22 protein-coding genes are annotated in these 25,274 nt (G+C 61.0%); 11 read left to right on the top strand and 11 right to left on the bottom strand.

Annotation, left to right across the window (positions count from 1 at the left end; all coding sequences use genetic code 11):
• The first annotated feature begins 96 nt into the window (after positions 1-96).
• Entirely contained in the window at positions 97-2,559 is a 2,463-nt protein-coding gene (locus ACR3EN_RS15725; RefSeq protein ID WP_480819879.1) for a penicillin acylase family protein, read from the top strand.
• 109 nt (positions 2,560-2,668) lie between these two features.
• Complete coding sequence (locus tag ACR3EN_RS15730; RefSeq protein ID WP_480819877.1) at positions 2,669-3,064, top strand: nuclear transport factor 2 family protein; 396 nt, start codon at positions 2,669-2,671, stop codon at positions 3,062-3,064.
• Here ACR3EN_RS15730 and hflX read toward each other — a convergent pair whose 3' ends face one another.
• The 4 genes from hflX to trkA form a co-directional block, all read right to left on the bottom strand.
• Positions 3,065-4,336 (bottom strand): GTPase HflX, encoded by a 1,272-nt coding sequence (hflX, locus tag ACR3EN_RS15735; RefSeq protein WP_480819875.1) that lies wholly within the window; start codon positions 4,334-4,336, stop codon positions 3,065-3,067.
• Positions 4,336-4,575: an RNA chaperone Hfq gene (hfq, locus tag ACR3EN_RS15740; protein ID WP_005982826.1), complete on the bottom strand. Its 240-nt coding sequence runs from the start codon at positions 4,573-4,575 to the stop codon at positions 4,336-4,338. The genes hflX and hfq overlap by 1 nt, the downstream gene beginning before the upstream one ends.
• Before the next feature lie 131 nt (positions 4,576-4,706).
• A complete protein-coding gene (locus tag ACR3EN_RS15745) occupies positions 4,707-6,248 on the bottom strand; it encodes a TrkH family potassium uptake protein (RefSeq protein ID WP_480819872.1) in 1,542 nt (513 codons plus the stop codon).
• Entirely contained in the window at positions 6,248-7,624 is a 1,377-nt protein-coding gene (trkA, locus tag ACR3EN_RS15750) for a Trk system potassium transporter TrkA (protein WP_480819870.1), read from the bottom strand. The genes ACR3EN_RS15745 and trkA overlap by 1 nt, the downstream gene beginning before the upstream one ends.
• Before the next feature lie 96 nt (positions 7,625-7,720).
• Here trkA and ACR3EN_RS15755 point away from each other — a divergent pair, with 96 nt between their 5' ends.
• Positions 7,721-8,200, top strand: coding sequence for a hypothetical protein (locus ACR3EN_RS15755; protein ID WP_480819868.1), 480 nt, complete (start codon positions 7,721-7,723; stop codon positions 8,198-8,200).
• Positions 8,201-8,209: 9 nt separating this feature from the next.
• Here the strand turns inward: ACR3EN_RS15755 and ACR3EN_RS15760 are convergent, their stop codons facing one another.
• From ACR3EN_RS15760 to dusB, 6 genes are all read right to left on the bottom strand, one after another.
• Complete coding sequence (locus tag ACR3EN_RS15760) at positions 8,210-9,388, bottom strand: MFS transporter (RefSeq protein ID WP_480819866.1); 1,179 nt, start codon at positions 9,386-9,388, stop codon at positions 8,210-8,212.
• Positions 9,389-9,570: 182 nt separating this feature from the next.
• Positions 9,571-10,980, bottom strand: a complete 1,410-nt coding sequence (ntrX, locus tag ACR3EN_RS15765) for a nitrogen assimilation response regulator NtrX (RefSeq protein ID WP_480819864.1) — start codon at positions 10,978-10,980, stop codon at positions 9,571-9,573.
• A complete protein-coding gene (locus ACR3EN_RS15770) occupies positions 10,977-13,202 on the bottom strand; it encodes a sensor histidine kinase NtrY-like (RefSeq protein WP_480820082.1) in 2,226 nt (741 codons plus the stop codon). The genes ntrX and ACR3EN_RS15770 overlap by 4 nt, the downstream gene beginning before the upstream one ends.
• Before the next feature lie 162 nt (positions 13,203-13,364).
• Positions 13,365-14,732 carry a response regulator gene (locus tag ACR3EN_RS15775; RefSeq protein WP_480819862.1) on the bottom strand — a complete coding sequence of 456 codons (1,368 nt, stop codon included), beginning with the start codon at positions 14,730-14,732 and terminating at the stop codon, positions 13,365-13,367.
• On the bottom strand, positions 14,732-15,811 hold the full coding sequence (locus ACR3EN_RS15780) for a two-component system sensor histidine kinase NtrB (protein ID WP_480819860.1): 1,080 nt from the start codon (positions 15,809-15,811) through the stop codon (positions 14,732-14,734). The genes ACR3EN_RS15775 and ACR3EN_RS15780 overlap by 1 nt, the downstream gene beginning before the upstream one ends.
• On the bottom strand, positions 15,808-16,791 hold the full coding sequence (gene dusB, locus ACR3EN_RS15785) for a tRNA dihydrouridine synthase DusB (protein WP_480870142.1): 984 nt from the start codon (positions 16,789-16,791) through the stop codon (positions 15,808-15,810). Before dusB ends, ACR3EN_RS15780 begins: the two co-directional genes overlap by 4 nt.
• A 179-nt stretch (positions 16,792-16,970) precedes the next feature.
• On the opposite strand from dusB, the gene ACR3EN_RS15790 reads away from it, so the two are divergent.
• From ACR3EN_RS15790 to ACR3EN_RS15810, 5 genes are all read left to right on the top strand, one after another.
• Positions 16,971-18,101, top strand: a complete 1,131-nt coding sequence (locus ACR3EN_RS15790) for a bifunctional 2-C-methyl-D-erythritol 4-phosphate cytidylyltransferase/2-C-methyl-D-erythritol 2,4-cyclodiphosphate synthase (protein WP_480819856.1) — start codon at positions 16,971-16,973, stop codon at positions 18,099-18,101.
• Positions 18,098-18,595, top strand: a complete 498-nt coding sequence (locus ACR3EN_RS15795; RefSeq protein ID WP_480819854.1) for a phosphatidylglycerophosphatase A family protein — start codon at positions 18,098-18,100, stop codon at positions 18,593-18,595. Before ACR3EN_RS15790 ends, ACR3EN_RS15795 begins: the two co-directional genes overlap by 4 nt.
• Positions 18,592-19,071 carry a CinA family protein gene (locus tag ACR3EN_RS15800; RefSeq protein ID WP_480819852.1) on the top strand — a complete coding sequence of 160 codons (480 nt, stop codon included), beginning with the start codon at positions 18,592-18,594 and terminating at the stop codon, positions 19,069-19,071. The genes ACR3EN_RS15795 and ACR3EN_RS15800 overlap by 4 nt, the downstream gene beginning before the upstream one ends.
• A 206-nt stretch (positions 19,072-19,277) precedes the next feature.
• Positions 19,278-19,958, top strand: a complete 681-nt coding sequence (locus ACR3EN_RS15805) for an orotate phosphoribosyltransferase (protein ID WP_480819850.1) — start codon at positions 19,278-19,280, stop codon at positions 19,956-19,958.
• Between the two features lie 225 nt (positions 19,959-20,183).
• On the top strand, positions 20,184-21,674 hold the full coding sequence (locus ACR3EN_RS15810) for a replicative DNA helicase (RefSeq protein ID WP_480819848.1): 1,491 nt from the start codon (positions 20,184-20,186) through the stop codon (positions 21,672-21,674).
• Between the two features lie 3 nt (positions 21,675-21,677).
• On the opposite strand, the gene ACR3EN_RS15815 is transcribed toward ACR3EN_RS15810, so the two are convergent.
• Positions 21,678-22,223: a GNAT family N-acetyltransferase gene (locus ACR3EN_RS15815; RefSeq protein WP_480819846.1), complete on the bottom strand. Its 546-nt coding sequence runs from the start codon at positions 22,221-22,223 to the stop codon at positions 21,678-21,680.
• A gap of 292 nt (positions 22,224-22,515) precedes the next feature.
• On the opposite strand from ACR3EN_RS15815, the gene alr reads away from it, so the two are divergent.
• The 3 genes from alr to ACR3EN_RS15830 are packed head-to-tail and all read left to right on the top strand — an operon-like array spanning position 22,516 to position 25,072.
• Positions 22,516-23,550: an alanine racemase gene (gene alr / locus ACR3EN_RS15820; protein ID WP_480819844.1), complete on the top strand. Its 1,035-nt coding sequence runs from the start codon at positions 22,516-22,518 to the stop codon at positions 23,548-23,550.
• On the top strand, positions 23,547-24,329 hold the full coding sequence (locus tag ACR3EN_RS15825; RefSeq protein ID WP_480819842.1) for an MlaE family ABC transporter permease: 783 nt from the start codon (positions 23,547-23,549) through the stop codon (positions 24,327-24,329). The genes alr and ACR3EN_RS15825 overlap by 4 nt, the downstream gene beginning before the upstream one ends.
• On the top strand, positions 24,326-25,072 hold the full coding sequence (locus ACR3EN_RS15830) for an ABC transporter ATP-binding protein (RefSeq protein WP_480819840.1): 747 nt from the start codon (positions 24,326-24,328) through the stop codon (positions 25,070-25,072). The genes ACR3EN_RS15825 and ACR3EN_RS15830 overlap by 4 nt, the downstream gene beginning before the upstream one ends.
• The last annotated feature ends 202 nt before the right edge of the window (positions 25,073-25,274 follow it).

The following is a 25,274-nucleotide window of genomic DNA, read 5'->3' on the forward strand; positions in this document are numbered from 1 at the left end:
TGAATTTCCACAAATTCCGGTGCCATACCTCTTTCCGTCCGCTGGGGCTTCCAGTAACTTAACGGCAAACAAACACTCGGATATCTTGGGGGACAGATGGGGCTGGTTTTTCGCTGGTTGCTGAGGCTTACGACAGGCCTGATCCTGCTTGCGGTGGCCGCCGTCGGGCTGATCTACTTCCTGGCCAGCCAGTCCCTGCCGGACTACAACCAAACCCTGTCGGTCGATGGCATAAACGCGCCGGTCGAGATCGTGCGCGACACGGCAAACGTACCTCATGTTCTGGGCCAGTCCGATCCGGATGTGTTCTTCGGCCTCGGCTATGCTCACGCGCAAGACAGGTTGTGGCAGATGACCGTCCTGCGGCGCACCGCGCAAGGTCGCCTGTCCGAGATATTCGGCCAGCGCACCGTGCATATCGACAAACTGCTGCGGCGGCTGGATCTGTACGGCCTTGCCCACCGCTCGGTCGAGGTTCAGGACGATTACACAAAAACCGCCTTGCGCGCCTATGCAGCCGGAATCAACGCCCGGCTGACCGAAATCAACGAACAGGCACTGGGGCGCGGCGCGCCTGAAATGTTTCTGTTCAACGCGCCCGTACCGCCATGGCAGCCGGGCGACAGCGTGGCCATCATCAAGCTGATGAGCCTGCAATTGTCCGGTCATCTCGAAGACGAGGTTCTGCGCGCGCGGACGTCCTTGATGCTGGAAGACCCGGCGCGGCTTGCGGATATTCTGCCCGACGTCCCCGGCCCCGGCATCGCCGCGCTGCCAGAATATGCCGCGCTGTTTCCCAACCTGCCCCGCTATGCCCAAGGCACACCGATGCCAGAGACGCCATTGTCGCCCTTCCCGCAGCGTGGTCTTGCGGGCGCGTCCAACGCCTGGACCGCCGCACCGTCGCGATCCGCCAGCGGTGGCACCCTGCTGGCCAATGACCCTCACCTGGGCTTCACGGCGCCCGGCATCTGGTATCTGGCGCGGCTGGAACTGGCCAAAGGGGGCGTGATCGGCGCAACTATTCCGGGTGTTCCCGCGATCTCGGCCGGGCGCAGCGATCGCCTTGGATGGGGCCTGACCTCGTCCTATCTGGACGATCAGGACGTACATATTGAACAGTTGAACCCCGACAACCCCGAGGAATACCTGACACCCGACGGTTACAAACGCTTTCAGACCCGCCCCTCGATCATCGAGATCAAGGATGCCGCGCCCATCACCCTGACCCTGCGCTGGACGGAAAACGGCCCCGTTCTGCCGGGTACGCATTACGATCTGGAAACCATTACGCCGCCGGGTCATGTCGCATCCCTTTCATGGAGCGCGCTGAGCCCCCGCGATACCTCGATGAGCGCCTCTCTGGCCCTGATGAATGCCGACACGGTGCGCGAAGCCATCGATCTGGCCGAGGATTTCATAGCACCTTCCCAGAACCTTTCGCTGGTCGATAAGGACACGATCGGCCTGAAGCTGATCGGCGCGATGCCGCGGCGCGATCTGAACAACCAAAGCCGGGGCCGCATTCCCACGCCCGGCTGGCTGGACCGCAACCGCTGGCAGGGTCGTCTGCCCTATGCCGACAACCCGGAATTTGTGGCCCCGGTGGGCGGTGTACTGGGCAACACCAACAACAAGATTATCGACCGCCCATTCCCGCGCCATGTCTCGTATGAGTGGGGCGACACGCAACGCGTCAATCGCTGGGAACGTCTGATGCAATCGCGCGAGGTGCACACGCGCGACAGCTTTATCGAGGCACAGCTGGACACCGTCAGCTTCACCGCCCGCTCGCTGCTGCCGCTGATCGGGGCTGACCTGTGGTTCACCGGCGAATCCGCGCCCGAAGGTACGCCCGAACGTCAGCGTCAGATCGCTTTGGACCTGCTGGCCAACTGGAACGGTGAGATGAACGAGCATCTGCCCGAGCCGCTGATCTACGCCGCTTGGTTGCGGGCGCTGCAAATCCGCCTGATCTCGGACGAGCTTGGCCCGCTGGCGGCTGAGTACAAGCATGTTGAGCCGCTGTTCATCGAGCGCGTGTATCGCGATATCGACGGGGCTGCCGTCTGGTGCGATGTTCGTCAGAGCGCCCCGGTCGAGACCTGTACCGACATGGCGCGGCTGGCGCTGGATGATGCGATCATCTGGATATCCGAACGCTACGGCACGGCGCTGCAATCCCTGCGCTGGGGTGATGCGCATCAGGCCACCCATGACCACCCGGTTTTGGGCGAGGTTCCGATGCTGCGCTTCTTCGTCAACATCCGCCAGTCCACCAGCGGCGGCGACAACACCCTGCTGCGCGGGCGCACCTCGGGTGAAGGGCCGGACCCGTTCCAGAACGTGCACGGCGCAGGTTATCGCGGCGTCTATGATTTCGCCGACCCCGACAGCTCGGTCTTCATCACCGCCACAGGCCAATCGGGCCATTTCCTGTCGCGCTATTACGACGATCAGGCGCAGCTGTGGCGGCGCGGCGAATACATCCCCATGTCGCTTGATATAGGGCTGGCGCGTGCGGCGGCGGTTGGGGTGACGAACCTTATCCCGAAATAGAAGTTGCGATTTCGGCAAGACACCGCCCCCGAGTCTTTCGTGTCATAGACGCGGGCGCGGCTTATCCCTACCATTGGTGCAAGGCGGAGCATTCAGCCGGGGGGTATAGATGAACAGCATTCGAGATCAACTCAATAACCTTGCACGCGACTACGCAATTGCCTGGAGTTCCGGCGACCCTCAGCAGGTCGCTGCGTTTTATGCGCCTGACGGCCAGATTACGATCAACCGAGGTGAGCCCATTCAGGGACGCGCCGCCATCGCGGAAATGGCGCAGGGTTTCTATGCCGAATTTCCCGATCTGGAGGTGCGCTGCGACATGATGCGATGGGCCGGAAGCCACGCTATCTTTGTCTGGACACTGGAGGGCCACCATGCCGAAACCGGCAACCATGTTGTTGCCCGAGGTTGGGAAGAATGGGATCTGACCGAGGGTTTTGAGGTTCAAACGTCGTTAGGATGGTTTGACGCAGAGGATTATCAACGCCAGATTGACGGGGTTTGACTAAAGCGCCGCAAAGCGTGCCGCTTGTTTGTCGGTCCATAGCACCGTGATCTCGAACCCATCATCAGTCTGCTCTTCCGCCCGCACTACGTCCTGACGAAACAGCCATGCGCGCTTATCGCCCTCGGCAAAGTCCAGCTTCAGGGTCATTTCATGCCGCGCGCCCTGCAGGATCGTGGCGATTTCGGATAGCAAAGGCGTGACACCCTCGCCCGTCACGGCAGATATGGCAAAGATCGCCGGATCACGTTCAGCCCGTGCCAGCGTGGCTTCGCGGTCATCCGCCTCCAGCAGGTCGATCTTGTTCCAGACCTCCAGCCGGGGCCGGTCATCCTCGACCCCCAGAGAGGTCAGAATCGTTTCCACATCCTGCGCCTGCGCCTCGGTCTCTTCGTGGCTGATGTCGCGGACATGGACGACCAGATCAGCGCCCAACACCTCTTCCAGCGTGGCGCGGAAGGCGGCGACCAGTTCGGTCGGCAGGTTCGAGATGAAACCCACCGTGTCCGACAGGATCACCTCGGGGCCATCGGGCAGTTCGACCCGGCGCATGGTCGGGTCGAGCGTTGCAAACAGCATGTCCTTGGCCATCACCTCGGCACCCGTCAGGCTGTTGAACAGCGTGGATTTGCCCGCGTTGGTGTAGCCCACCAAAGCGACAATCGGATACGGCACCTTGGCGCGCGCTGCGCGGTGCAGGGTGCGGGTCTTGATCACCTTCTGCAACTGACGACGCAGGCGCACCAGCTGATCGTCAATCGCGCGGCGGTCGGCCTCGATCTGCGTCTCACCGGGACCACCGACAAAGCCCAAGCCCCCCCGCTGACGTTCCAGGTGGGTCCAGGCGCGCACCAGACGCGTGCGCTGATAGCTCAGCGCAGCCATCTCGACCTGCAGCACCCCTTCGCGAGTGCGGGCGCGGTCGCTGAAGATTTCCAGAATCAGGCCGGTCCGGTCGAGGATTTTGACTTTCCAAGCCTTTTCCAAGTTGCGCTGCTGCACCGGAGTCACCGGCCCGTCGATCAAGACCAGCTCGACCTCATTGTCATGCAGGCGGTCGGCCAGCTCCTCGATCTTGCCGCTGCCGAACAGCAGACCAGCCTGCGCGCGCGGAAGGCGCACGATCTCGGACCCGACGACATCCAAATCGGGCAACGCGGCGGCCAGCGCCACCGCCTCGGCCAGCGCCGGTTCAGGGACGCGGCGCTGTTCATCTGATTTGATTTCAGGATGCAGCACCCAAGCCCGGGTGCGCGCCCTTTCATGTTCCATCAAGAGGCGTCTTCGCCCTCATACAGGTTGATCGGCTGTGACGGCATGATGGTCGAAATCGCGTGCTTATAGACCAGCTGCGACTGTCCGTCGCGGCGCAGCAGCACGCAGAAATTATCGAACCAGGTGATCACACCCTGCAATTTCACGCCGTTGATCAGGAATATCGTGACCGGGACCTTTGCCTTACGTACATTGTTCAGGAACGCGTCCTGCAGATTTTGTCTGTCCGAAGCCATATTATTATAATCTCGTCTTTGTTCTTGCTACGCGCTGCGGACCAACGCGCTCCCTCCGGCGGAGTATGGAGTGCTGCGCACAGATATTCCAGATGAAAAATCAGGCAGTAACGCCAACCGGTGAGGATAGGTCAATCACGCCACAGCGTCGGTGTGATCAGCGCAACGATGGCCAGTGTTTCTAGCCGCCCGATCACCATTGCTGCACAAAGCGTCAGCTTGGCCCCCTGCGACAGATCAATAAGCCGGATCGGCACATCCGTGGCCAGCTCGATCAACGGCCCCGTCGTGCTAAGCGCGGCGACGCTCAGCACCATCGCCTGTTCAAATCCAACGCCCATCGCGGCCAGCAACAGATCAAACACCGCCAACGTCAGAGCAAACATCATCAAAAAGATCCACGCGATAAACGCGCCATCGCTTTGGATGCGACGGTTACCCCCGCCCTCGCCGCTGACCGATGAGGGATATATCAGCCGGTCGATCTCGCGCTTGCCGTTGAGGTACAGCGCAAAGACCCGCAGAAGCTTGACGCCACCTGCGGTGGTCGCCACCCCGCCGCCAATCAGCGCCAACCCCATCAGGATCAGCCCCGGCGTACCCAGACCCGAGAGCTGCTGCGCATCATTCCAGTTGGCGCTTTCGAACCCGGCAGTGGTCAGGAAGGACATGGCAGTAAAGATCATGCCCCAGATCACCTGCAACGCCTGCACAGGGGCGACCTCAATGCTCAGCTCGGCCACCCCGGCCATGAACCGCAGAAAGAGCAGCAGCGCCACCACCAGCACGATGGAGATGCCGATGCGGAACTCGGGGTCTTTGTCCAGACGTGCATAACCCGAGGTCGCCGTGTCGGTCGAAAAAGTCAGGCGCGACAGGGCGAAGAACAGAAACAGGAACAGGATCGCCTCGCCGGTCAGGCCAGCCGTCGACCCTTCGAGGCCACCAACCGGTGAGATACCAGAGGTCGCCATCACAGACATGGCGTGGCACACCGCGGTCAGGCCCTGCTCGCCCGCGATCAGCAACAGCACCCAGATCACTGCGGTCAGCCCGGCATAGACGGGGGCCAGCGTGCGCGTCACCCGGATCAGGTGCCCGCGCGGATCCATCTTTTCGCTTTGCGCCACGCCCGAGACCGGACGCCCCGGCTGCCCGCGCGCAGTCACCTCGAACCCGCCAAGAGACAGCGGGGCAAGGATCGCCGCTGCCGCTACCCACATCAGCAGGCCACCCATCCAGCCCACCAGCGCCCGCCACAGATGCAGCGGCGCAGACAGGCGTCCGGGGTCGGGGAACAGGTCAGCGCCGGTGGTCGTCAGGGCGCTGACCATATCGAAATAGGCGTTCAGAAAGCTGGTTGTGCCCAGCGCGTCATGAAACGGGATAGCCAAGAAAATCGGCAATATGGTGAAAGTCGCCAACAGCGCTGCCAGTTGGCCCAAAGTCCCCCGGCGCGGGGTTCTGTTCGACATCGCGACAGCAATGATCGAAACCGCAAACATCCCCAGCAGACCGGAATAAAAAAACGATCGTGAGGTCGCATGATCATCAAGCGTCAGCGCGTAAACCGCCGGTATCCATGTCGAAAGGGCGGCGATCCCCCAGATCATCAGCACCAGCGGCAAACGCCGCAGCACTCCGACCCGTTGCTGTCTGCGCGCCTGCAACATCAGAAGAAATCGATCGAGACCTGCATCAGCCGTTCGACCTCGGGGACGTCCTTGGCCATGGCGAAGATCGCAACCACATCCTTTTCATCGATACGCAGGCTTCCGGTAGGGCGCAGAACCTCGTCGCCCTTGCGGACAGCTCCGACCAGAACACCCTCGGGGAAATCGATATCACGCAGTTTTTGCCCGGCCATGGGCGAGGTCGACAGCACCTCGGCCTCGATCACCTCGGCCTCGGCATCGCCGATGGAATAGACCTGACGGACACGCCCATGCCGGATGTGCCGCAGGATCGAGCTGACGGTGGTGGCACGCGGGTTGATATAGGCATCAATCCCAAGCGGCCCCATCAGCGCCACCATGCTGGGGTCATTGATCAGCGCAATCGCCAGCGCGCAGCCTTCGCCCTTGGCGCGCACAGCCGCCAGCATGTTGGTGCGATCATCATCCGTGACTGCCAGCATCGCATCAGCCCGTTCGATCCCCGCCTCGCTGAGCAGCGCGGAATCCAGGCCGTCTCCGTTCAGAACAATGGTGCGTTCCAGTGCTTCGGCGGCAATTTCGGCGCATCTGCGATCACGCTCGATGATCTTGGCGCGCACTCGGCTTTCGCGTTCCTCCAGCGTGCGGGCCACTTCCAGCCCGACATTGCCGCCGCCCACAATCACCACCCGGTCCTGCTGCCGCTGCGCCTTGCCGAAGACCTCCATCGTGCGGTCCACGTCCTTAACGCTGGTAAATACATAGCATTCGTCGCCAACAAAAAGCTGGTCGTCCGGTTCCGGGGCGAACAGAGATCCCTCACGCCGGACACCCACAACGATGGAGCTGAGGGTCGAGAACAGGTCGGTCAACTGACGCAGAGGCGTGTTGACGATCGGGCAGTCTTCATCCACGCGAATGCCCAGCAATTGAGCTTTGCCGTCCATGAACAGTTCGGTGTCAAAAGCCGACGGGGCCGAGAGACGACGCATAGCGGCTGCGGCAACCTCGCGTTCTGGGCTGATCACCACGTCGATGGGCAGGTGATCGCGGCGGTAGAGATCTGAATGGATCGCCTCAAGATAGGATTTCGACCGCAACCGCGCGATCTTGCGCTGGATCGAAAAGACCGAATGCGCCATCTGACAGGTGACCATGTTCACCTCGTCCGAATGGGTGGCGGCGATAATCATATCGGCATCGCGGGCCCCTGCCCGTTCCAGAACATCCGGATAGCTTGCAAAGCCTGCGATCCCCTGAACGTCCAGTGTTTCAGTCGCCCGGCGCACCAGATCGGGGTTGTTGTCGACGACCGTCACGTCGTTCAGCTCGCCCGAAAGGTGACGCGCAATCTGCCAGCCGACCTGACCGGCACCGCATATGATGACCTTCATATTACTGGCCCTTCTGCCTGAAATCTTTGAATGACAGATGCCCCCAAAGCGGTCAATTGAATTGTCATACCGTGCAAGCTGCGCCAGAATAAGCGCATGAAAACAGTGCTGCCCGTCCTGATCTGCCTGCTGACCCTGTCGGCCTGCGGCCCCCTGTCGATGTACTATCGCGAAGGCGAGAGCGTCGCGCGCCTGCAGACCGAGACCACCGCCTGTCAGGTGCAGGCGCTGAAAGATGCGCCCGTGGCCAATCAGATCCGACAAAGGCCGCCAACCTATTGGCCCGGCCGCACCTATTGCGATCGCAACGGGCGGTGCTACCGCAATCCGGGCTGGTGGGAGCCGGGGCGGGTCTACTCCGTCGACGTGAACCAGGGCCTGCGCAGCAAGGTCGAGGCACAATGCATGGCCGCGAAAGGATATCGCCCGGTTAGCCTGCCGCCCTGCGGACAGGGTGTAAAATCACGGGTCACCCCTGCGCGGACAACCACTTTGCCACCGCTGAGCACCCAATCCTGTTTCGTCAAATTCGACGATGGCTCTTTCCAGATCATAACACCCGGCCAACCGGGCTAGAGCCAGCCGCTAGGCCATTCCGGCTGCTGCCCTTCGACGCAGCCCAAGGACAAGGTGCATCAGGATAGCGATTGCGTAGCAGCCGATGACAGTCAGGAACATCGCAGCCTCGTTCACACCCAGCAGAATCGCCAGCAAGACAGGCGTGCCCAGCAGATTTCCGGCATTGCCCATCTGCGCCATCGCCCCATAGCTAAGTGCCTGAGCGTCGGCTGCTGTATTGAGTTCCGGTACAGCAGCAAAGCTGGCCCCTTGTACAAGGCCCAAAACGGCGAACAGGGCAACACAGACGACCGACAATGGTGCACCAGAAAAAAGGGCGCAGATAGCCAAGACGCCAAGCCCAAAGCCAAGATTGACCACAGTGATCGCCGCAAACCTGTTCAAAAGCAGCGGCACCAGCAGCAACGACCACGTGATCCCGGCCAAAGGCATCAGCGCCGCAACTGACGCACCCTGCGCCTCAGGCAACCGTCCGGGCAGGATCGCCAGCAGCGAGACGAATGTCAGCGTATAAAAAAACCATCCAATCGCTGGTGCCGACACAAAGGGCGAACGGTAGGTTCTGAGATGGGCTGTGACGAACGCAGACAAACCGCGCTCGTCCTGCCGCGCCGCTCCCATATCCACTCTGATCCCGCTCAGCGCTATCAGCGCAGCGATCAACAGCATCAGCCCGCCATGCAACGCGAAATAGGCGGGCAGGCCGAAGTGATCGACAATTGGCAAGCCGAACCACGCATTCAACGCAAAGGCGACGCCGAAGAAAGTGCTCCACAAAACCATTGCCAGATTTCGCGCCTGCCCTGTCGTGATCTGCGCAATGAGCGTGGGGGCTGCGACCACGATCGCCAGATGCGAGACCCCTTCGACAACGCGACTAGCCAACATCAGGTGGAAACCCGGCAAGCTTGCCTGCATGAAAGACAACGCTCCGCCCAAAACCAGCCCCGACAAAAGCAACCGCATGGGCCCGATCCGGGCCGTGATCGCGCCAGAGGTCGCCCCAAATACAGCGCCCATCAGGCTTATGATCGACAAAAGCCAGCCGATCACGGCGGCCTGCTCTGGGTAAAGCGCACTGATATCAGCGAACGGGACAGCGATCTTGGCGAACTGCGTGGCAGCACCAAGCCCGGCAAACCAGATCAGCATGACCTGCGCAAATCTGAGGAAAGACGATGTCATGCCACAGGTCTATCCTGACAGGTCATGCACAGGAATGCATAAATTATGCGACCTCTCCCAAAACAGTTCTCCCCGCAGCACCGCTCGGGATACGGCCATGTACCAATGCGTCTGAACCGAAGGGGTCTCGTCCAAGTGTCTGCATCGGCCCGGTGATCATATGTTTCCCCGAGCCGCAGAAATCACTCCGCCGGTTCGGGCTCGTCGATCTGAGCGACACGCGCGCCGGATTTGTTCGACGTCACAACCCCCAACGATTTCAGCTTGCGGTGCAACGCGCTGCGTTCCATGCCGACGAAGCTCGCCGTGCGGCTGATATTGCCGCCAAAGCGATTGATCTGAGTCAGCAGATACTCTCGCTCAAACGCCTCGCGAGCTTCGCGCAACGGCAGCGTCGCCAACGCGCCGGACAGCACGACACGACCGGATTCATCAGACTTTTCTTCCTCATTCGGCAGCTCTCGGGCCTCGATCGGGCCGGTGCCATCGCCAAGGATCAATACACGCTCGATCAGGTTCTTGAGCTGGCGCACATTGCCGGGCCACGTCATCGTCTGCAGCAAAGCGACCGCCTCGTCAGACAATTCACGTGCAGGCAAACCCTGCGTTTCATTGCACATTTCGATGAAGTGCTGCGCCAGAACCGGGATATCCTCGCGCCGTTCTTCCAGCGACGGGACAGCGATCGGCACCACATTCAGGCGATGATAGAGTTCCTCGCGGAACCGGTCCGCTGCGATTTCATCTTCCAGATCACGGTTGGTCGATGAAATCACCCGCAGATCGACCCGCACCTTGTCGCTGCCGCCCACGCGCTGAAATTGCTGATCCACCAGCACCCTCAAAATCTTGGATTGGGTGCCCAACGGCATGTCCGCGACCTCATCAAAGTAGGCCACCCCGCCATGGGCTTCTTCCAGCAGGCCGGATTCGATCCCGCGTTCGGCAGATTCACGACCAAACAAGACCTCTTCAACCCGCTCAGGCTCGATCCCGGCGCAGTTCACAGTGACGAAGGGCGCGTTGGCGCGGTTGGAATGGGCGTGAATATAGCGCGCCGCAATTTCTTTGCCCGACCCCGCCGGACCACTCAGCATCACGCGGCCGTTCGACTTGGTAACCTTGTCCAATTGCCCCTGCATTGCGCGGAACGAGGCCGATTTGCCGATCATGTCCGAACAGCTCACCTCTTTGCGTTTCAGCGAGGCATTCTCGCGGCGCAGGCGCGAGGTTTCCATCGCGCGGCGGATCACGACCATCAACTGGTCGATATTGAAGGGCTTTTCGATGAAGTCGTAAGCGCCCTGTTTGATGGCCGCCACGGCAATCTCGATATTGCCGTGGCCCGAAATGATCACCACCGGCACATCAGGGTTGTCGCGTTTTACCGCCTTCAGGATGTCGATCCCGTCCATGCGGCTGTCTTTCAGCCAGATATCCAGAATCAAAAGCCCCGGTGGCTCGGCATTGATCGCCGCCATGCAATCGTCCGAGTTTCCCGCCAACCGGGTGGAATAGCCTTCGTCCTCGAGAATATCGGACACCAATTCGCGAATATCGCGTTCGTCATCTACGATCAGAATGTCGCTCATCTTTGGCCTGCTTTCAGTTTGTTTGTTTTAATCGCCTGCTTTTCCGACGCGTCTGACGGGCCGCCTGAGGCCCCGGGAAGACGAATGACAGCCATTGCGCCGAAATGGTCCTGTCCGTCAAAGACGGGCGCATCTTCTAATGTCAGCGCTCCGCCGTGTTCCTCGATGATTTTCTTGACGATGGGCAGGCCAAGGCCCGTGCCCTCGTCGCGGGTGGTTACGTATGGCTCAAACAGCCGCGCCCGATCTTCGGGCAGGCCGATGCCGTTGTCAGCAATCGTGATCTGCGTTCCCGCATCGTCGCGCGAGACCGTCACTTTGATCTGCGGCGTCAGGTTCTCCGGCGCGCCCTTTTCCTTCAATGTATCAATAGCTTCGCCTGCATTCTTGATCAGGTTCGTCAACGCCTGACTCAGCATGGTCGCGTCCACATCTGCAAGAATAGCGTCGTTCGGCAGATCCGCGTCAATCTGCACCTCCGGCTGACCGGCCTGCTGCAGCAATACCGCCTCGCGCACCAGTGTCACAACATTTTCCTCATGCCGATCCGGCTCGGGCATCCGCGCGAATTTCGAGAACTCGTCAACGATGCGCCGCAGATCATTCGTCTGTCGTACGATCACGTCGGTCATGGATTCAAGGCTGTCGCAATCGTCCTCATCCAGCTTGCGCGAGAATTTACGCTTGATCCGCTCGGCGCTCAGCCCGATTGGCGTCAGCGGGTTCTTGATCTCATGCGCAATACGGCGCGCCACATCGCCCCACGCCGCCATGCGCTGCGCACTGACCAGATCGGTCACGTCATCAAACGCCACCACATAACCTTCCAGACCGCCGTCTTCACCGCGCCGCGTCGCCATGCGCACCAGCAGGTTTTCCAGCTGACCTTTGCGGGTCACCTTTACTTCGCCCTGCACCGCCTCCTGACCGGTGGTCTTCAGTTCTTCAAACAGCGGCAGGAATTCGGGCACGGCGATGCCTATGGCAAGATGCTGTTCCCCGCCCGACCAGTCCAGCAGGCGTTCGCCCGAGCGGTTGACGAAGGTCACGCAGCCATCGGGGTCAACCCCCACCACGCCCGAGGTCACCGAACTCAGCACCGAGTCAAACAGTCTCCGACGGCGTTCGATATGACGTGTGTTTTCAAGCAGAGTATCGCGCTGGCCCTTCAACTGGCGGGTCATCTGGTTGAAGTACCGACCCAGCATCGCGATCTCGTCATCGCTGGCCTCTTCATACACCTGTACACTCAGGTCCCCTGCCCCCACGCGCTGCGCCGCCGTTGTCAGCCGACCCACGGGGCGCGACAGACGTTCGGCAAACCACATGCCAAGCGACATAGCCGCAAGAATGAGGATCACCGCAAAGCCCAGATATAGCAGGCCAAATTCGAACAGTACGCGACCCCGTTCACTTTCGAGTTGGCGATAGAACTGCGCCGTTTCCTTGGTTTCATCCAACAGCGTCAGCAGTTCGCCATCGACCTCGCGACTGACATAGAGGTAGCGGTCCAGATAAGCTTTCAGCGGCACAAGCGCGCGGAATTCGCTATTGGCCCAATCGGCGATAATCACCATGCCCTGATCATTGGCCTCGATGATCTCTTCCTGCGTCGGGGCTTCGTAGTCGAACAGATAGGACCGATCCCCGCGCGAGCGGATCTCGCCACTTCCATCGATGACATAGGCTTCCCGCAGACCGCGCTGAATCTGCGCCTGCCCCTGTGCCAGCACCTCGCGCAATTCCGCGTCCGAAATGTAATAGTTCACCGCCCTCGCGTTATCCAGGAACCGCGCCAGCACTACGGCATCCTGCGTCAGACCCTGCCGGTGTTCCTGCTCATAGGCCTCAGCTGCGCTGAGCGATGAGCCTACAACCTGTCGCACCCGATCCGAAAACCAGCCCTCAAGCCCGATATTCACAGTCAGCCCGGCGAAAATCGCCACCGTGACCGTGGGCACTAGCGCCAAAAGCGTAAACGCGCCGATCAGGCGCAGGTGAAGCCGAGAGCCCGCGGATTTCGCCCGCCGCGCCGCGATCAGACTGAAGAGCTGCCCCAGAACAAGCGCGGCCACGACCAGCACATAGACCAGATCGGCCAGCAGAATCAGCCGCAGCGTCGGTGCGGCTGCACCAAGATCGAAAGGACCGATGACCAGATAGGTCGCCAGCGCCAGCACCGGCCCCAGCATAACCAGTCCCAATGTGCTGAAATTGCGCATCTTCCGGGACTTGCGCCACCGGTTGATCGATAGGATCGGCCCGTTCTGTGCCCGGGTTGCCACCGTCTGCCCTCTTACTGATGTGCCGCATGTGCGGCTGACCGCCATATGTCGTGGTCGTTGTCGGGGGCGAACCCGAATGCCACGGTTTGTGTGGCGATATTACATCAGTTTGCGGCGACGTGTCACCTGAATATCGAGGTCGGTGATCTTTTTCCGCAGCGTATTCCGGTTAATCCCCAGAAGATCAGCACATTTTGCCTGATTGCCCCCGGTCGCATCCAGCGCAATTTCGATCAAAGGGGCCTCAACCTCGCGCAGAATGCGTTGATACAGGCCCGGAGGCGGCAGGATATTCCCGTGCAGATCGAAGTAGCGTCGCAGGTGGCGAGCCACCGAGGATGAAAGCTTCTCGCGCTCGCCATCGCCCAGAACCGGTTCGGCCTCGGGCTGGCTGCCCAGCACCATCTCGACCTCGGTGCGCGAGATTTCATCGGCACGGCTGGTCAGGCTGAGGCGACGGATCGCGTTCTCAAGCTGGCGAACATTGCCGGGCCAGGAATAGCGCCGCACCAGCTCGACGGCCTCGGGGCTCAGACGGCGTTGCGCGCCGCTGTCCCGTTCTTCCCGCGCCAGAAAATGATCGGTCAGCAAGGTGATATCGTCTACGCGCTCACGCAGGGCCGGAACATGGATCGTCGCGCCGCAAAGCCGGTAATAGAGGTCCTGACGCACGCGGCCGCTCTCCATCGCGTCGGTCAGGTCAGACTGGCTGGTGGCCATGAAACGCGGCACGTGATCGCCCGGCGTGTCCATCATCCGCACAATGCGCGCCTGAATCTCATCATCGATATCGGCGATTTCGTCGATCAGCAGCGTCCCGCCGCGCACCCGCGCCATCACCCGCGCCGGGCCTTCCAGATCGCTCAGATCAGCTGCGGTTGCAGTCACAAACGGCAATGTCCGGCGGTCCGAGAAATCGTGAATAGCGCGCGCAATCAGAGACTTACCAGTACCGCTTTCGCCCGAGATCATCACCGAAAGATCGGTGTTCATCACCCGCGCCACCAGACGATAGAGCGCCTGCATCACCGGGGTACGCCCGACCAAGGGCAGTTCATCAGGTCGCTCTTCGCTGACCGCAACCGGTTCGGTTTGCGTACGCTGTTTCTGGTCCAGCGCGCGGGCGGTGCGCTTCATCAGATCGGGCAGATCGAAAGGCTTCGGCAGGTAGTCATAGGCATCCGCCTCGGCCGCCTGAATGGCGGTCATGATGGTGTTCTGGGCCGAGATCACGATGACCGGCAAACCGGGCCGGTCCTGTGCGATCTTGGGCAGCATTTCAAGCCCGTTCCCGTCCGGCATCACCACATCCGAGATCACCACATCGCCTTTGCCCTCGGCCACCCAACGCATCAGCGTCGTCAGCGAGGATGTGGCGTGGACCTTGCACCCTGCCCGCGTCAACGCCTGTGTCAGAACCGTGCGGATCGTGCGGTCGTCATCGGCAACCAGAACTGTGCCATCCATCAGATGCTCTCCTTATCATATGCGTCCGGCGGCGCGCGCCGCAGGGACAGGCGGAAGACAGTGCGCCCGGGCACCGAATCCGCCGAAATCCAGCCGTCATGGTCGGACACGATCTTGCTGACCAGCGCCAGCCCCAGACCCGTGCCGTTTTCCTTGCCCGAGACAAAGGGGTCGAAAATATCGCTTCGAATATTTTCAGGCAGCCCCGGCCCGTCATCAATGATCTCGATCTGCAAGGGCAGCGAATGCCCAGACCCGTCACTGCGCCGCAGCCGGAACGAGTGTTCGAAATAGGTACGCAGTCGGATTGTGCCTTTTTCCTCAGCCGCTTCCGAGGCGTTCTTGAGCAAGTTCAGCACCACCTGCAGAAACTGATCCGGGTCGCCATAGGCCAGCGGCAGCGACGGGTCATAGTCCTCGACAATGGTCATATGCGCGCCAAAGCCCAGCAGCGCCGAGCGGCGGGCGCGGTCCAGAACGTCGTGGATATTGACCGGCTTGAACGCGGGTTCCGAGAGGTTTCCAAACTGTTCGACCTGTTCCAGCAGCTTCACGATCCGGCGGCTTTCCTCGACGATAAGGTCGGTCAATTCAAGGTCTTGCTGCGAGATATTCATGCTCAGCAGCTGCGCAGCGCCGGTGATCCCCGCCAAGGGGTTCTTGATCTCATGCGCCAGCATCTCGGCCATGCCGATCGCCGACTGAGCCGCGGATTTCACGGTATTCCCACGCGTCATCCGCCCGGCCAGCTCACGGGGTGAGATGATCATGATCATTGAACCGGGAAATCCCATCAACGGCGCGATCTGCAGCGCACATTGCAACGGTGCGCGATTGCCCGAGCCTACATCCACATCGTTCACGAACAACGGGGTGCCCTGCTGCCGGGCCCTGAGGAAGGCTTCTTCCAAGGGCGCGTCGACGGCTAGTTGGTCCCAGACCGGGTGTCCCACCACCGCCTTGCGTGAGGCGTTCAGGAACCCCTCGCCCGAGGAATTCACGTCCGATATCCGATCCTCGGAATCGATGATGAAGGCCGGAACCGGCAGCGATGCCCAGATGCTCTGATCGGAATTCATGCTGCCGCCTCCGCCTGTTCGTTCAGGGCGTCGCCCAGCAGGCGTAACACCTCATCCGTATCGCGCGAGGTCAGGACCGCACGGCGCAGATTGGCAGGTGTTGCAGCCTCATCCATGTACCAACCCAAGTGTTTACGCGCGACGCGCAGGCCCAGATCAACGCCATAGAACGACAGCATCGCCTGATAGTGGCCGCGCACCATCTCGGTCAGATCATCGCCAACCGGAACGACCGGCGCTGCGGCCCCGAAAAGGTCATGCGATATCTGCGCCAATAGCCACGGTTTGCCCTGTGCACCACGGCCCACCATTACCCCATCTGCGCCCGACTGCTTGAGCGCCACCTGCGCGGCCCGCGTATCGGTGATATCCCCATTTGCGATGACCGGGATCGAGACCGCCTCTTTCACCGCCCGGATCGCAGGCCAATCGACGCGGCCCTTGTAGAACTGGCAGCGCGTGCGCCCGTGGATTGTGACCATCCGGATACCGGCATCCTGAGCACGGCGCGCCACATCGGGCGCGTTCAGCAGGCTGTCATCCCAACCCAAACGGGTCTTCAGCGTCACCGGCACCTCCACCGCATTCACCACGGCCTCAATCAGCGTCAAAGCATGATCTGGCGTCTTCAATAACGCCGAGCCGGAATAGCCATTGGTAACCTTCTTGGCAGGACACCCCATGTTGATATCGATCACCCGCGCACCGCGATCCGCGACCTGCCGGGCGGCTTCGGCCATCCAGTGCGCCTCGCGCCCCGCCAGCTGCACGGCTGTATTTTCGACATCCGCCGACAACTCGGCCCGTTCGCGTACGCCCGGTTTCGCCTGCACCATTTCCTGACTGGCGACCATTTCGCTGACCACCAATCCCGCGCCAAAGCGCATCACCAGATCACGGAATGGCCGGTCGGTGATTCCGGCCATTGGCGCCAACAGCACCGGAGGGGACAGATCCTTTTCAGCGAGACGCAGGGTCAATGTGCCTAATCCTTAAGCAGTTGCGCATTTGATATCGAAATCGCAGCATATGAACAACAAAACGGCGCCGTTCAAGCCCGCAAAATCATCATATGCTTAATTTTTAATCAAAATGACGCAGGTGATTGCCTCTGCATTCACCGCCCCCTAAACAATGCCCAAATCAGGAGAGCTTGCGAATGACCACAGCCGCCATAATCGTCGCCGCCGGTCGCGGCCAGCGCGCCGGCGGCGGAGTACCAAAACAGTGGCGCACTCTCGGCGGACGGCGCGTCGCCGACTGGACCATTGAGCGCTTCGTTGGCTTGGTGGATCACATCGTCTTAGTCCTCGCCAACGAGGACACGACGGTCTGGGAAGCGTTCCAGGAAACCGACCTTATTCTCGCGCCGGGCGGTGCGGACCGGGCCGCATCCGTGCGCAATGGCCTGCTGGCATTGAAGGCGTACGACGTTGAAAAGGTTCTGATTCATGACGTTGCACGCCCCTGTGTCAGTGACAGAGTCATCAACGATGTTCTGGCCGCGCTGGATACGCATCCTGCGGCAGCTCCGGGATTGGCGATCACCGATGCGCTCTGGACCGGGGACGGATCTGTGGTGACAGGAACACAAGATCGCAACGGTCTCTATGCTGCGCAGACCCCTCAGGGGTTTCATTATTCCGCGATCGCCGCCGCCCATGAGGCCCATGGCGGCGGCGCAACAGACGACGTTGAGGTAGCGCGTGTTGCCGGAATAGAAGTAGCGATCACTCCGGGCGATGCGGATAACATCAAAATCACCCGGCCCGAGGATTTTGACCGGGCGCGGCGCATAATGGGTATCGATATGAATGTGAGGCTGGGCAACGGTTATGACGTGCACCGTTTTGGCGACGGAGATCACGTCATCCTGTGCGGTGTAAAAATACCGCATGATCGCGGATTGCAGGGGCATTCCGACGCCGATGTGGGAATGCATGCGGTCACGGACGCAATCTATGGCGCGCTTGCCCGGGGCGATATCGGGCAGCACTTCCCACCATCTGACCCACAATGGAAAGGGGCCGCCAGCGAGATATTCCTGCGTCACGCGGTCGAGCTTGCCGGGCAGATGGGTTATGCGGTCTCGAACGTGGATTGCACGCTGGTTTGCGAGTTCCCCAAAATTGGTCCGCATTCAGTGGCAATGCAGGCCGAGATGGCACGGATCATGGGTCTGAATGCCGATCAGGTCTCGGTCAAGGCCACGACTTCGGAAAGGCTGGGGTTCACGGGCCGCAGTGAAGGGATCGCTGCGGTTGCCACCGCCTGTCTGGTGGCATCATGACTGCCGCGCGCCTGATCGGGACCGTCTGCGGCGTTGGGTATCTGCGCCCTGCCCCCGGAACCTGGGGGTCGCTGGCCGCTTTGCCGCTGGCCTGGGTGCTGCATACGCTGGGCGGTTTCCCATTGCTGGTCGTCGGAACCCTCGCGGCCTTTTTCGGGGGCCTCTGGGCCACGCGCGAGATGACGGCGGGGCAAGACGATCACGACCCGTCCGAGATCGTCATCGACGAGGTCGCAGGCCAGTTCATCGCCCTCTGGGCGATATCCTACCCCTCGTGGGCGCATGGCATCGACATCAGTGCGCTTTGGCCCGGATGGGTCGCAGGCTTCTTGCTGTTTCGCTTGTTCGACATCACCAAACCCGGTCCCGTCGGATGGGCTGACCGACGCGGGGACCCGATGGGCGTTATGCTGGACGATGTGATCGCCGGTCTCTTCGCCGCGGTTGGGGTTTTGGTACTTGCGGGCATCGCGCACGGGGTCATGGGCTTATGAACGTCGTAGATCTGCTGGACCGCGCCAAAGCGAAGGGTGTGATGATCGCCACGGCCGAAAGCTGCACCGGTGGCATGGTTGCCGCCGCGCTGACGGACATTCCGGGCAGTTCTGCCGTCGTCGAGCGTGGCTTTGTCACCTATACCAACACCGCCAAACAACAGATGCTGGGCGTGCGCGCCGAAACCCTTGCGACACATGGCGCTGTTTCAGAGGAGGTCGCCAAAGAGATGGCAGAAGGCGCGCTGCGCAACTCGCAGGCGCAGCTGGCGGTGTCTGTCACGGGCATAGCGGGACCCGGCGGGTCTGAGTACAAACCGGAAGGTCGCGTTTGCTTCGGCCTTGCCGAGTTGGACCAGCCCACACGCGTCGAAACGATCGAATTCGGCGCGCTGGGGCGCGACAATGTTCGAAAAGCCGCGCGCGATCACGCCTTGGGAATGTTGCTGAACGGCTGCTCAGCGAGCGACCGATAAGGGACACGTCCGAACAGAAGGGCCAAATCTGTCGCGTGCTGGTGAAGCACACCTAGAACCGCATCATCGCCTTCTACTGCATCCCGCTTTGCGCTCGGGCGCAAACGCACTGGTTACGAAGCTGCTTTTCTCGTTTGGCCCCTCGACTCTGGCCCAAGGGTCGGGCTATCAGCCCGCAACGTCCCTTCAGCCCAGAGGTTTGCGCCATGATCCCCAGTTCCTTCCCTGACAGCACCGAAATCGCCCGCCTGACCGCGCGCATGCTGCTGGAGATCAAAGCCGTGCACTTCAACGCGCGCGAACCGTTCACGCTGGCCTCAGGCCTGCCCAGCCCGACCTATATCGACTGCCGCAAGCTGATCTCATACCCGCGCATTCGCTCGACCCTGATGGACTTTCTGACCGTCACCGTGATGCGCGATGCCGGGTTCGAGGCGTTCGACAACATCGCAGGCGGCGAGACGGCTGGCATCCCCTTCGCCGCCATGGTCGCCGAACGCATGGCCCTGCCCATGACCTATGTGCGCAAGAAACCCAAAGGCTACGGCCGCAACGCCCGCATTGAAGGCGCGATGAGCGAAGGCGAACGGGTGCTACTGGTCGAGGATCTGACCACCGATGGCGGCTCGAAACTGTCGTTTGTGGATGCGATCCGCGAAACGGGTGCGACCTGCGGTCATACGGCGGTGATCTTCTACTATGGCATTTTCCCCGAGACTGAGAAGACGCTCGGAGATCACGGTGTAAGGCTTCATTCGCTCTGCACGTGGTGGGATGTTCTGGCGGAGGCCAAGGCTCAGAAAGCCTTTGATCAAGAGACACTTGAGGCGGTGGAGCTGTTCTTGAACGACCCGCGCGGTTGGCAGGACGCACATAAAACCACATAAAACTCTTGTGGACAGATTGGGGATAACACCAGAAGAATCGGCGTTCTGCCTACGATATCTGGTGACTTTTCCCTCAGTTCATACATAATAAGCTGAGCATACGCAGGTATCCAAACTGTCAGGAAAGTTATCCCAAGGCTTTACCATGAGTTAGCCACAGGTATTTCCAGATAGCTTGCCGGGACAATTCGCGTGTAGAACCTCGGAACGGGCAGCGGGGACACAATGAACGAGATCAGCAGTATCGAGCAGGCAGCGGCACAGATTCAGAATCCGGAAACCATGCCGCACTCTATCGAGGCCGAGCAGCAGCTTCTGGGCGCGATCCTTACGAATAACGACCTCTACGACCGGGTAGCTTCAATTATCGGGGCCGAACATTTTTACGACCCGGTTCACTCGCGTATCTACGAGGTCGCGGCCACGCGCATCGCGAAGAATGCGCTGGCCTCGCCCGTGACGCTGAAATCCTTCATGGCAGATGACGAGGGCCTGAAGGAGTTGGGCGGACCCGCCTATCTTGTCAAACTCGCTGGCGCTTCGATCAGTGCCTTCGCGGTGCATGACTACGCCCAGATGATCTATGACCTCGCCATCCGGCGCGAGCTGATCCGGCTGGGTCGCGACATCTCGGACAAGGCCGCGCGGGTTGATGTGTCCAGCGAACCAAAAGAACAAATCGTCGAGGCCGAGCAACAGCTCTATCAGCTTTCCGAGCAGGGCCAGACCGAACAGGGTTTCCAATCCTTCCTGAAGGCGGTCACAGAAGCCGTCAACGTCACCAACGAGGCCTACCAGCGCGGTGGCGGCATGGCGGGGATTTCCACCGGTCTGGCCGACCTGGACAAACAACTTGGGGGCCTGCACCCGTCTGACCTGATCATTCTGGCCGGTCGCCCCTCGATGGGGAAAACCTCGCTTGCGACCAACGTGGCCTTCAACGTCGCCAAAGCCTACAAACGCGGCACCAAGCCCGATGGCTCGGAGGGTGCGATCGACGGCGGCGTGGTCGGCTTCTTCTCGCTGGAAATGAGCGCCGAGCAGTTGGCCGGCCGGGTTCTGGCCGAAGCCTCCGAGATTTCGTCGCATAAAATCCGCCAAGGCGACATGACTGAGGCTGAGTTCCGCCGCTTCGTGGATGCCGCGAAAGAGCTGGAGGCCTGCCCGCTTTTCATTGACGACACGCCAGCCCTGCCGATCTCACAGCTTGCCGCCCGTGCGCGGCGGCTCAAGCGGACCCATGGGCTGGACCTGCTGGTGATCGACTATCTGCAGCTCTGCCGCGGTATGGCCGAAAACCGCGTCAATGAAATCGCCGAGATTTCGATGGGCATGAAGGCCATCGCCAAGGAATTGAACATCCCGGTCATCGCGCTGTCCCAGCTGTCGCGTCAGGTGGAAAACCGCGACGACAAGCGCCCACAACTGTCTGACCTGCGGGAATCGGGCTCGATCGAACAGGATGCCGACGTGGTTATGTTCGTGTTCCGCGAGGAATACTACAAAGAGCGCGAAAAGCCCGGCGATCACGAGCTGGAAAAGATGGAAGAGTGGAAGCAGGCCATGGAACGCCTGCATGGCAAGGCCGAGGTTATCGTCGGCAAGCAGCGCCACGGCCCCATCGGCACGGTCGAGCTTTCGTTCGAGGCGCAGTTCACCCGCTTTGGCAACCTCGTCAAGCCGTGGCAGCAGGACGGCCAGATCGAAGGCTACTGACCGCTACCATAGCGCAGGCTGGTTCAACGCGTCGACACAGCTCGACGCGCCTTGCAACGGCGCGTCACCCCGGGCCGACAAAGGCTGCCCGATCCAGCCATGCGGATGGCTCAGCTTAAGCGGAGCCCGCGCAAACGCCTCGGTGATCGGCTGGAACCCGGTCTTACCGTAATAGGCCGGGTCGCCATAAGTGACGACAAAATCAACGCCCGCCGCACGCAGTTGATCCAGACCATGATGGATCAGCGCCTGCCCGACGCCGCTTCTCTGACGGCCAGTGCTAACAGCGACCGGCGACAGGACGAACACCTGCCGCTCATCCTGATCAAACCGCAGGCGCGACAGGAAGATGCACCCCAGCAACGCGCCATCTTCCACGGCGGAGAACACAAACAAATCCTCGTCCGGCGTGGTTTCCATCAGCCCGCGCACCAATGAGCCGATCAGTCTGCCCTCGTCCGCCCCTTCCGAGGCGGTGAAGACGTCGATAAAAAGCGCCTCGATCTCGGCCTCGCGCCCGTCGTGACCTGATATGAACCGGATCGCCATCTTTGAAACCCTTTGCCGTTGCAGTGGCAGAGTGCCCCCGGCCCAAGCCGAAACGCAACCACCAAATCAACGCCCGTAGCCTGCACGCGGAACATGAACGATAGCGCGCTGCAGCGTCTATTTGACACTGATGTGAATACAATTGCGAATCGGGCCAGAACGCACCCCAAGTCAGCCAAATCCTTGGATTTATTGGCCCTGCGGCATCGCGCTCTCAGTTCGAGACATTAAACCGTGATGGAAATCCGCATTCCCTCTTGACCTCGGATCGGGCAATGTCTTGAACGGGATCATGAGTACCGCACGTTTAACGATCAATCTTCACGCGCTTGCCCATAACTGGCGCGCACTGGATGCAAAGACGAATGTCGAAACCGGCGCAGTTGTCAAAGCTGACGCCTACGGTTTGGGTGCCGAGCCGGTTGCCTGGGCGTTGGCCGAAGAAGGCGTGCGCAAATTCTTCGTCGCCGCCGCCGAAGAAGGCGCCATCGTGCGCGAGGCGGTGGGACCCGAGGCGCTGGTTGCCGTGTTCTCGGGCCATATGGAGGGCGACAGCGACCTGCTGCGCGATCACAACCTGACGCCGCTGATCAACTCGCCCGAACAGTTCAAGCGCCATCTTGAGGCGCTGCCCAACCATCCCTTCGGCATCCAGCTGGACAGCGGCATGAACCGCCTTGGGCTGGAGCCCGCGGACTGGGCAGAACTGAAGCACAAAGCGCTGGAGCGTGATCCGTTGGTCGTGATGTCTCATCTGGCCTGCTCCGACGAGCCCGAACACCCGATGAACCGCCAACAGCTTGAGACCTTCAAGCAGATGACCGACGGGGTCGAGGTGCCGCGTTCACTCGCCGCGACCGGAGGCACCCTGCTGGGGCCGGAATTCCATTTCGATTTCTGCCGCCCGGGCATCGGTCTCTATGGCGGGATGCCATTCGCCGGGGCCAAGCCCGTGGTCACGGTCGATCTGCCGGTGATTCAGGTGCGCGATGTCGCGGTCGGCGAAACCGTGGGCTATGGCAACAGCTGGACCGCGCGCCGCCCGTCCAAGATCGCGACGGTAGCCGCAGGCTATGCCGATGGGCTGCATCGTGCCATTGGCGGCGGCATCGACACATTCGCTGGTGATCAGCCCTGCCCGGTGGTAGGACGTATCTCGATGGACCTGATCACCGTGGATGTTACCGACTTGCCGTACAAACCTGACCGCCTGCGTATCCTGAACGGGCACCAAACCGTCGATGATCTGGCCGAAGCTGCCGGCACCATCGGCTATGAGATTCTGACCTCGCTCGGCAGCCGCTATTCCCGAGGCTACGTGGAATGAACCCCCTCTCATTGCTGGGGGAACTGGGACGCGCCATCCTGACCATGCTGGCCGCGTTTGGCCGCGTCGCGCTGTTCGCGCTGGACGCGGTTTCGCACATCTTCCGCCCCCCGTTTTATCCGCGTGAATTCGGCATCGCCCTGCTGAATATTGGCTGGCTGTCCCTGCCCGTGGTCGGCCTGACCGCCATCTTCACCGGCGGCGCGCTGGCGCTGCAGATCTACGCAGGCGGCGCGCGTTTCAACGCCGAGGCCGTCGTGCCCCAAATCGTCGCCATCGGCATGGTGCGAGAGCTTGGCCCGGTGCTGGTCGGCCTGATGATCGCCGCCCGCGTGACCTCCTCGATCGCCGCCGAGATTGCGACCATGAAAGTGACCGAGCAGATTGACGCCCTGGTCACCCTGTCCACGCACCCGATGAAATACCTCACCGCCCCGCGCGTTCTGGCGGCGCTGATCACGGTTCCGGCCTTGGTCGCAATCGGAGATATCATCGGCATCGCAGGCGGCTATACCGTCGCCACGCAAAATTTGGGCTTCAACCCAGCCGCCTATCTGAAAAACACCGTCGATTTCCTTGAGGCGCGCGACATCGTCTCGTCACTGGTCAAAGGCGCCGCCTTCGGCGTCATCGCCGCCATCATGGGCTGCTACTACGGCATGTCCTCGGGCCGCGGCGCGCAGGGCGTCGGTCGCGCCACCAAAGGCTCGGTTGAGGCCGCTGCCGTGTTGATCCTCGCCGCCAACTTCGTACTCACAGGGGTGTTCTTCTCGCTATGATCCGGATGGAGAACGTACATAAAGCCTTTGACGACAACCACGTCCTGCAAGGCATGAACCTTGAGATCCCCAAGGGCACCTCGATGGTCATCATCGGTGGCTCCGGCACCGGCAAATCCGTGGCGCTGAAATGTATCCTCGGCCTGATCAAGCCCGACAGCGGCATGATCTATGTAGACGGCAAGGACGCCCAGAAAGGTGACCGAGATGCGTTTCTGGCGCGCTTCGGGATGCTGTTTCAGGGCGCGGCCTTGTTTGACTCGCTGCCCGTCTGGCAAAACGTCGCCTTCCGCCTGCTGCGCGGCTCATTGAAACGCCCCACCGAAGAAGCCCGCGAAATCGCCATAGAGAAACTGCGCCGTGTGGGCCTGAAATCCAACGTCGCCGACCGCTTCCCGGCCGAGCTGTCGGGCGGCATGCAAAAACGCGTGGGCCTCGCCCGTGCCATTGCCGCCGAGCCCGAGATCATCTTTTTCGACGAGCCCACCACAGGGTTGGACCCGATCATGTCCGGCGTCATCAACGACCTGATCCGCGAGATCGTGACCGAGATGGGCGCCACCGCGATGACCATCACCCACGACATGAGCTCGGTCCGCGCGATTGCCGACAACGTCGCCATGCTGCACGGAGGCGTGATCCAATGGACCGGCCCGGTCGGGCAGATGGACGCCTCGGGGGATCCTTATGTGGAGCAGTTTATCAGTGGGAGCGCTGAAGGGCCGATTGAGGCGGTGCGGTGAACCCAAATCGAAGCAGCAGCGCTCCCACCAAGTACTGAATATTGACGATGGTTGTCTTACTTAGCTTACTTTTAATATTGCCAACTACAGCCGCATTGGTCGCGGTTACACTTGGAAGACAAATCAATAAAAACACTACGCACCTGAAAGCTGGTCTTATACTAACATGGTCACAGTGCTTTTGCTGCGCATGGATAGTGCT

The organism is Ruegeria sp. G7 (genome assembly GCF_056535465.1).

Bases quoted from the DNA above. Each gene is read 5' to 3' on its own strand.
- ACR3EN_RS15725 (WP_480819879.1), top strand. From the start codon at position 97: ATGGGGCTGGTTTTTCGCTGGTTGCTGAGGCTTACGACAGGCCTGATC.
- ACR3EN_RS15730 (WP_480819877.1), top strand. From the start codon at position 2,669: ATGAACAGCATTCGAGATCAACTCAATAACCTTGCACGCGACTACGCA.
- hflX (WP_480819875.1), bottom strand. From the start codon at position 4,336: ATGGAACATGAAAGGGCGCGCACCCGGGCTTGGGTGCTGCATCCTGAA.
- hfq (WP_005982826.1), bottom strand. From the start codon at position 4,575: ATGGCTTCGGACAGACAAAATCTGCAGGACGCGTTCCTGAACAATGTA.
- ACR3EN_RS15745 (WP_480819872.1), bottom strand. From the start codon at position 6,248: ATGTTGCAGGCGCGCAGACAGCAACGGGTCGGAGTGCTGCGGCGTTTG.
- trkA (WP_480819870.1), bottom strand. From the start codon at position 7,624: ATGAAGGTCATCATATGCGGTGCCGGTCAGGTCGGCTGGCAGATTGCG.
- ACR3EN_RS15755 (WP_480819868.1), top strand. From the start codon at position 7,721: ATGAAAACAGTGCTGCCCGTCCTGATCTGCCTGCTGACCCTGTCGGCC.
- ACR3EN_RS15760 (WP_480819866.1), bottom strand. From the start codon at position 9,388: ATGACATCGTCTTTCCTCAGATTTGCGCAGGTCATGCTGATCTGGTTT.
- ntrX (WP_480819864.1), bottom strand. From the start codon at position 10,980: ATGAGCGACATTCTGATCGTAGATGACGAACGCGATATTCGCGAATTG.
- ACR3EN_RS15770 (WP_480820082.1), bottom strand. From the start codon at position 13,202: ATGCGCAATTTCAGCACATTGGGACTGGTTATGCTGGGGCCGGTGCTG.
- ACR3EN_RS15775 (WP_480819862.1), bottom strand. From the start codon at position 14,732: ATGGATGGCACAGTTCTGGTTGCCGATGACGACCGCACGATCCGCACG.
- ACR3EN_RS15780 (WP_480819860.1), bottom strand. From the start codon at position 15,811: ATGAATTCCGATCAGAGCATCTGGGCATCGCTGCCGGTTCCGGCCTTC.
- ACR3EN_RS15790 (WP_480819856.1), top strand. From the start codon at position 16,971: ATGACCACAGCCGCCATAATCGTCGCCGCCGGTCGCGGCCAGCGCGCC.
- ACR3EN_RS15795 (WP_480819854.1), top strand. From the start codon at position 18,098: ATGACTGCCGCGCGCCTGATCGGGACCGTCTGCGGCGTTGGGTATCTG.
- ACR3EN_RS15800 (WP_480819852.1), top strand. From the start codon at position 18,592: ATGAACGTCGTAGATCTGCTGGACCGCGCCAAAGCGAAGGGTGTGATG.
- ACR3EN_RS15805 (WP_480819850.1), top strand. From the start codon at position 19,278: ATGATCCCCAGTTCCTTCCCTGACAGCACCGAAATCGCCCGCCTGACC.
- ACR3EN_RS15810 (WP_480819848.1), top strand. From the start codon at position 20,184: ATGAACGAGATCAGCAGTATCGAGCAGGCAGCGGCACAGATTCAGAAT.
- ACR3EN_RS15815 (WP_480819846.1), bottom strand. From the start codon at position 22,223: ATGGCGATCCGGTTCATATCAGGTCACGACGGGCGCGAGGCCGAGATC.
- alr (WP_480819844.1), top strand. From the start codon at position 22,516: ATGAGTACCGCACGTTTAACGATCAATCTTCACGCGCTTGCCCATAAC.
- ACR3EN_RS15825 (WP_480819842.1), top strand. From the start codon at position 23,547: ATGAACCCCCTCTCATTGCTGGGGGAACTGGGACGCGCCATCCTGACC.
- ACR3EN_RS15830 (WP_480819840.1), top strand. From the start codon at position 24,326: ATGATCCGGATGGAGAACGTACATAAAGCCTTTGACGACAACCACGTC.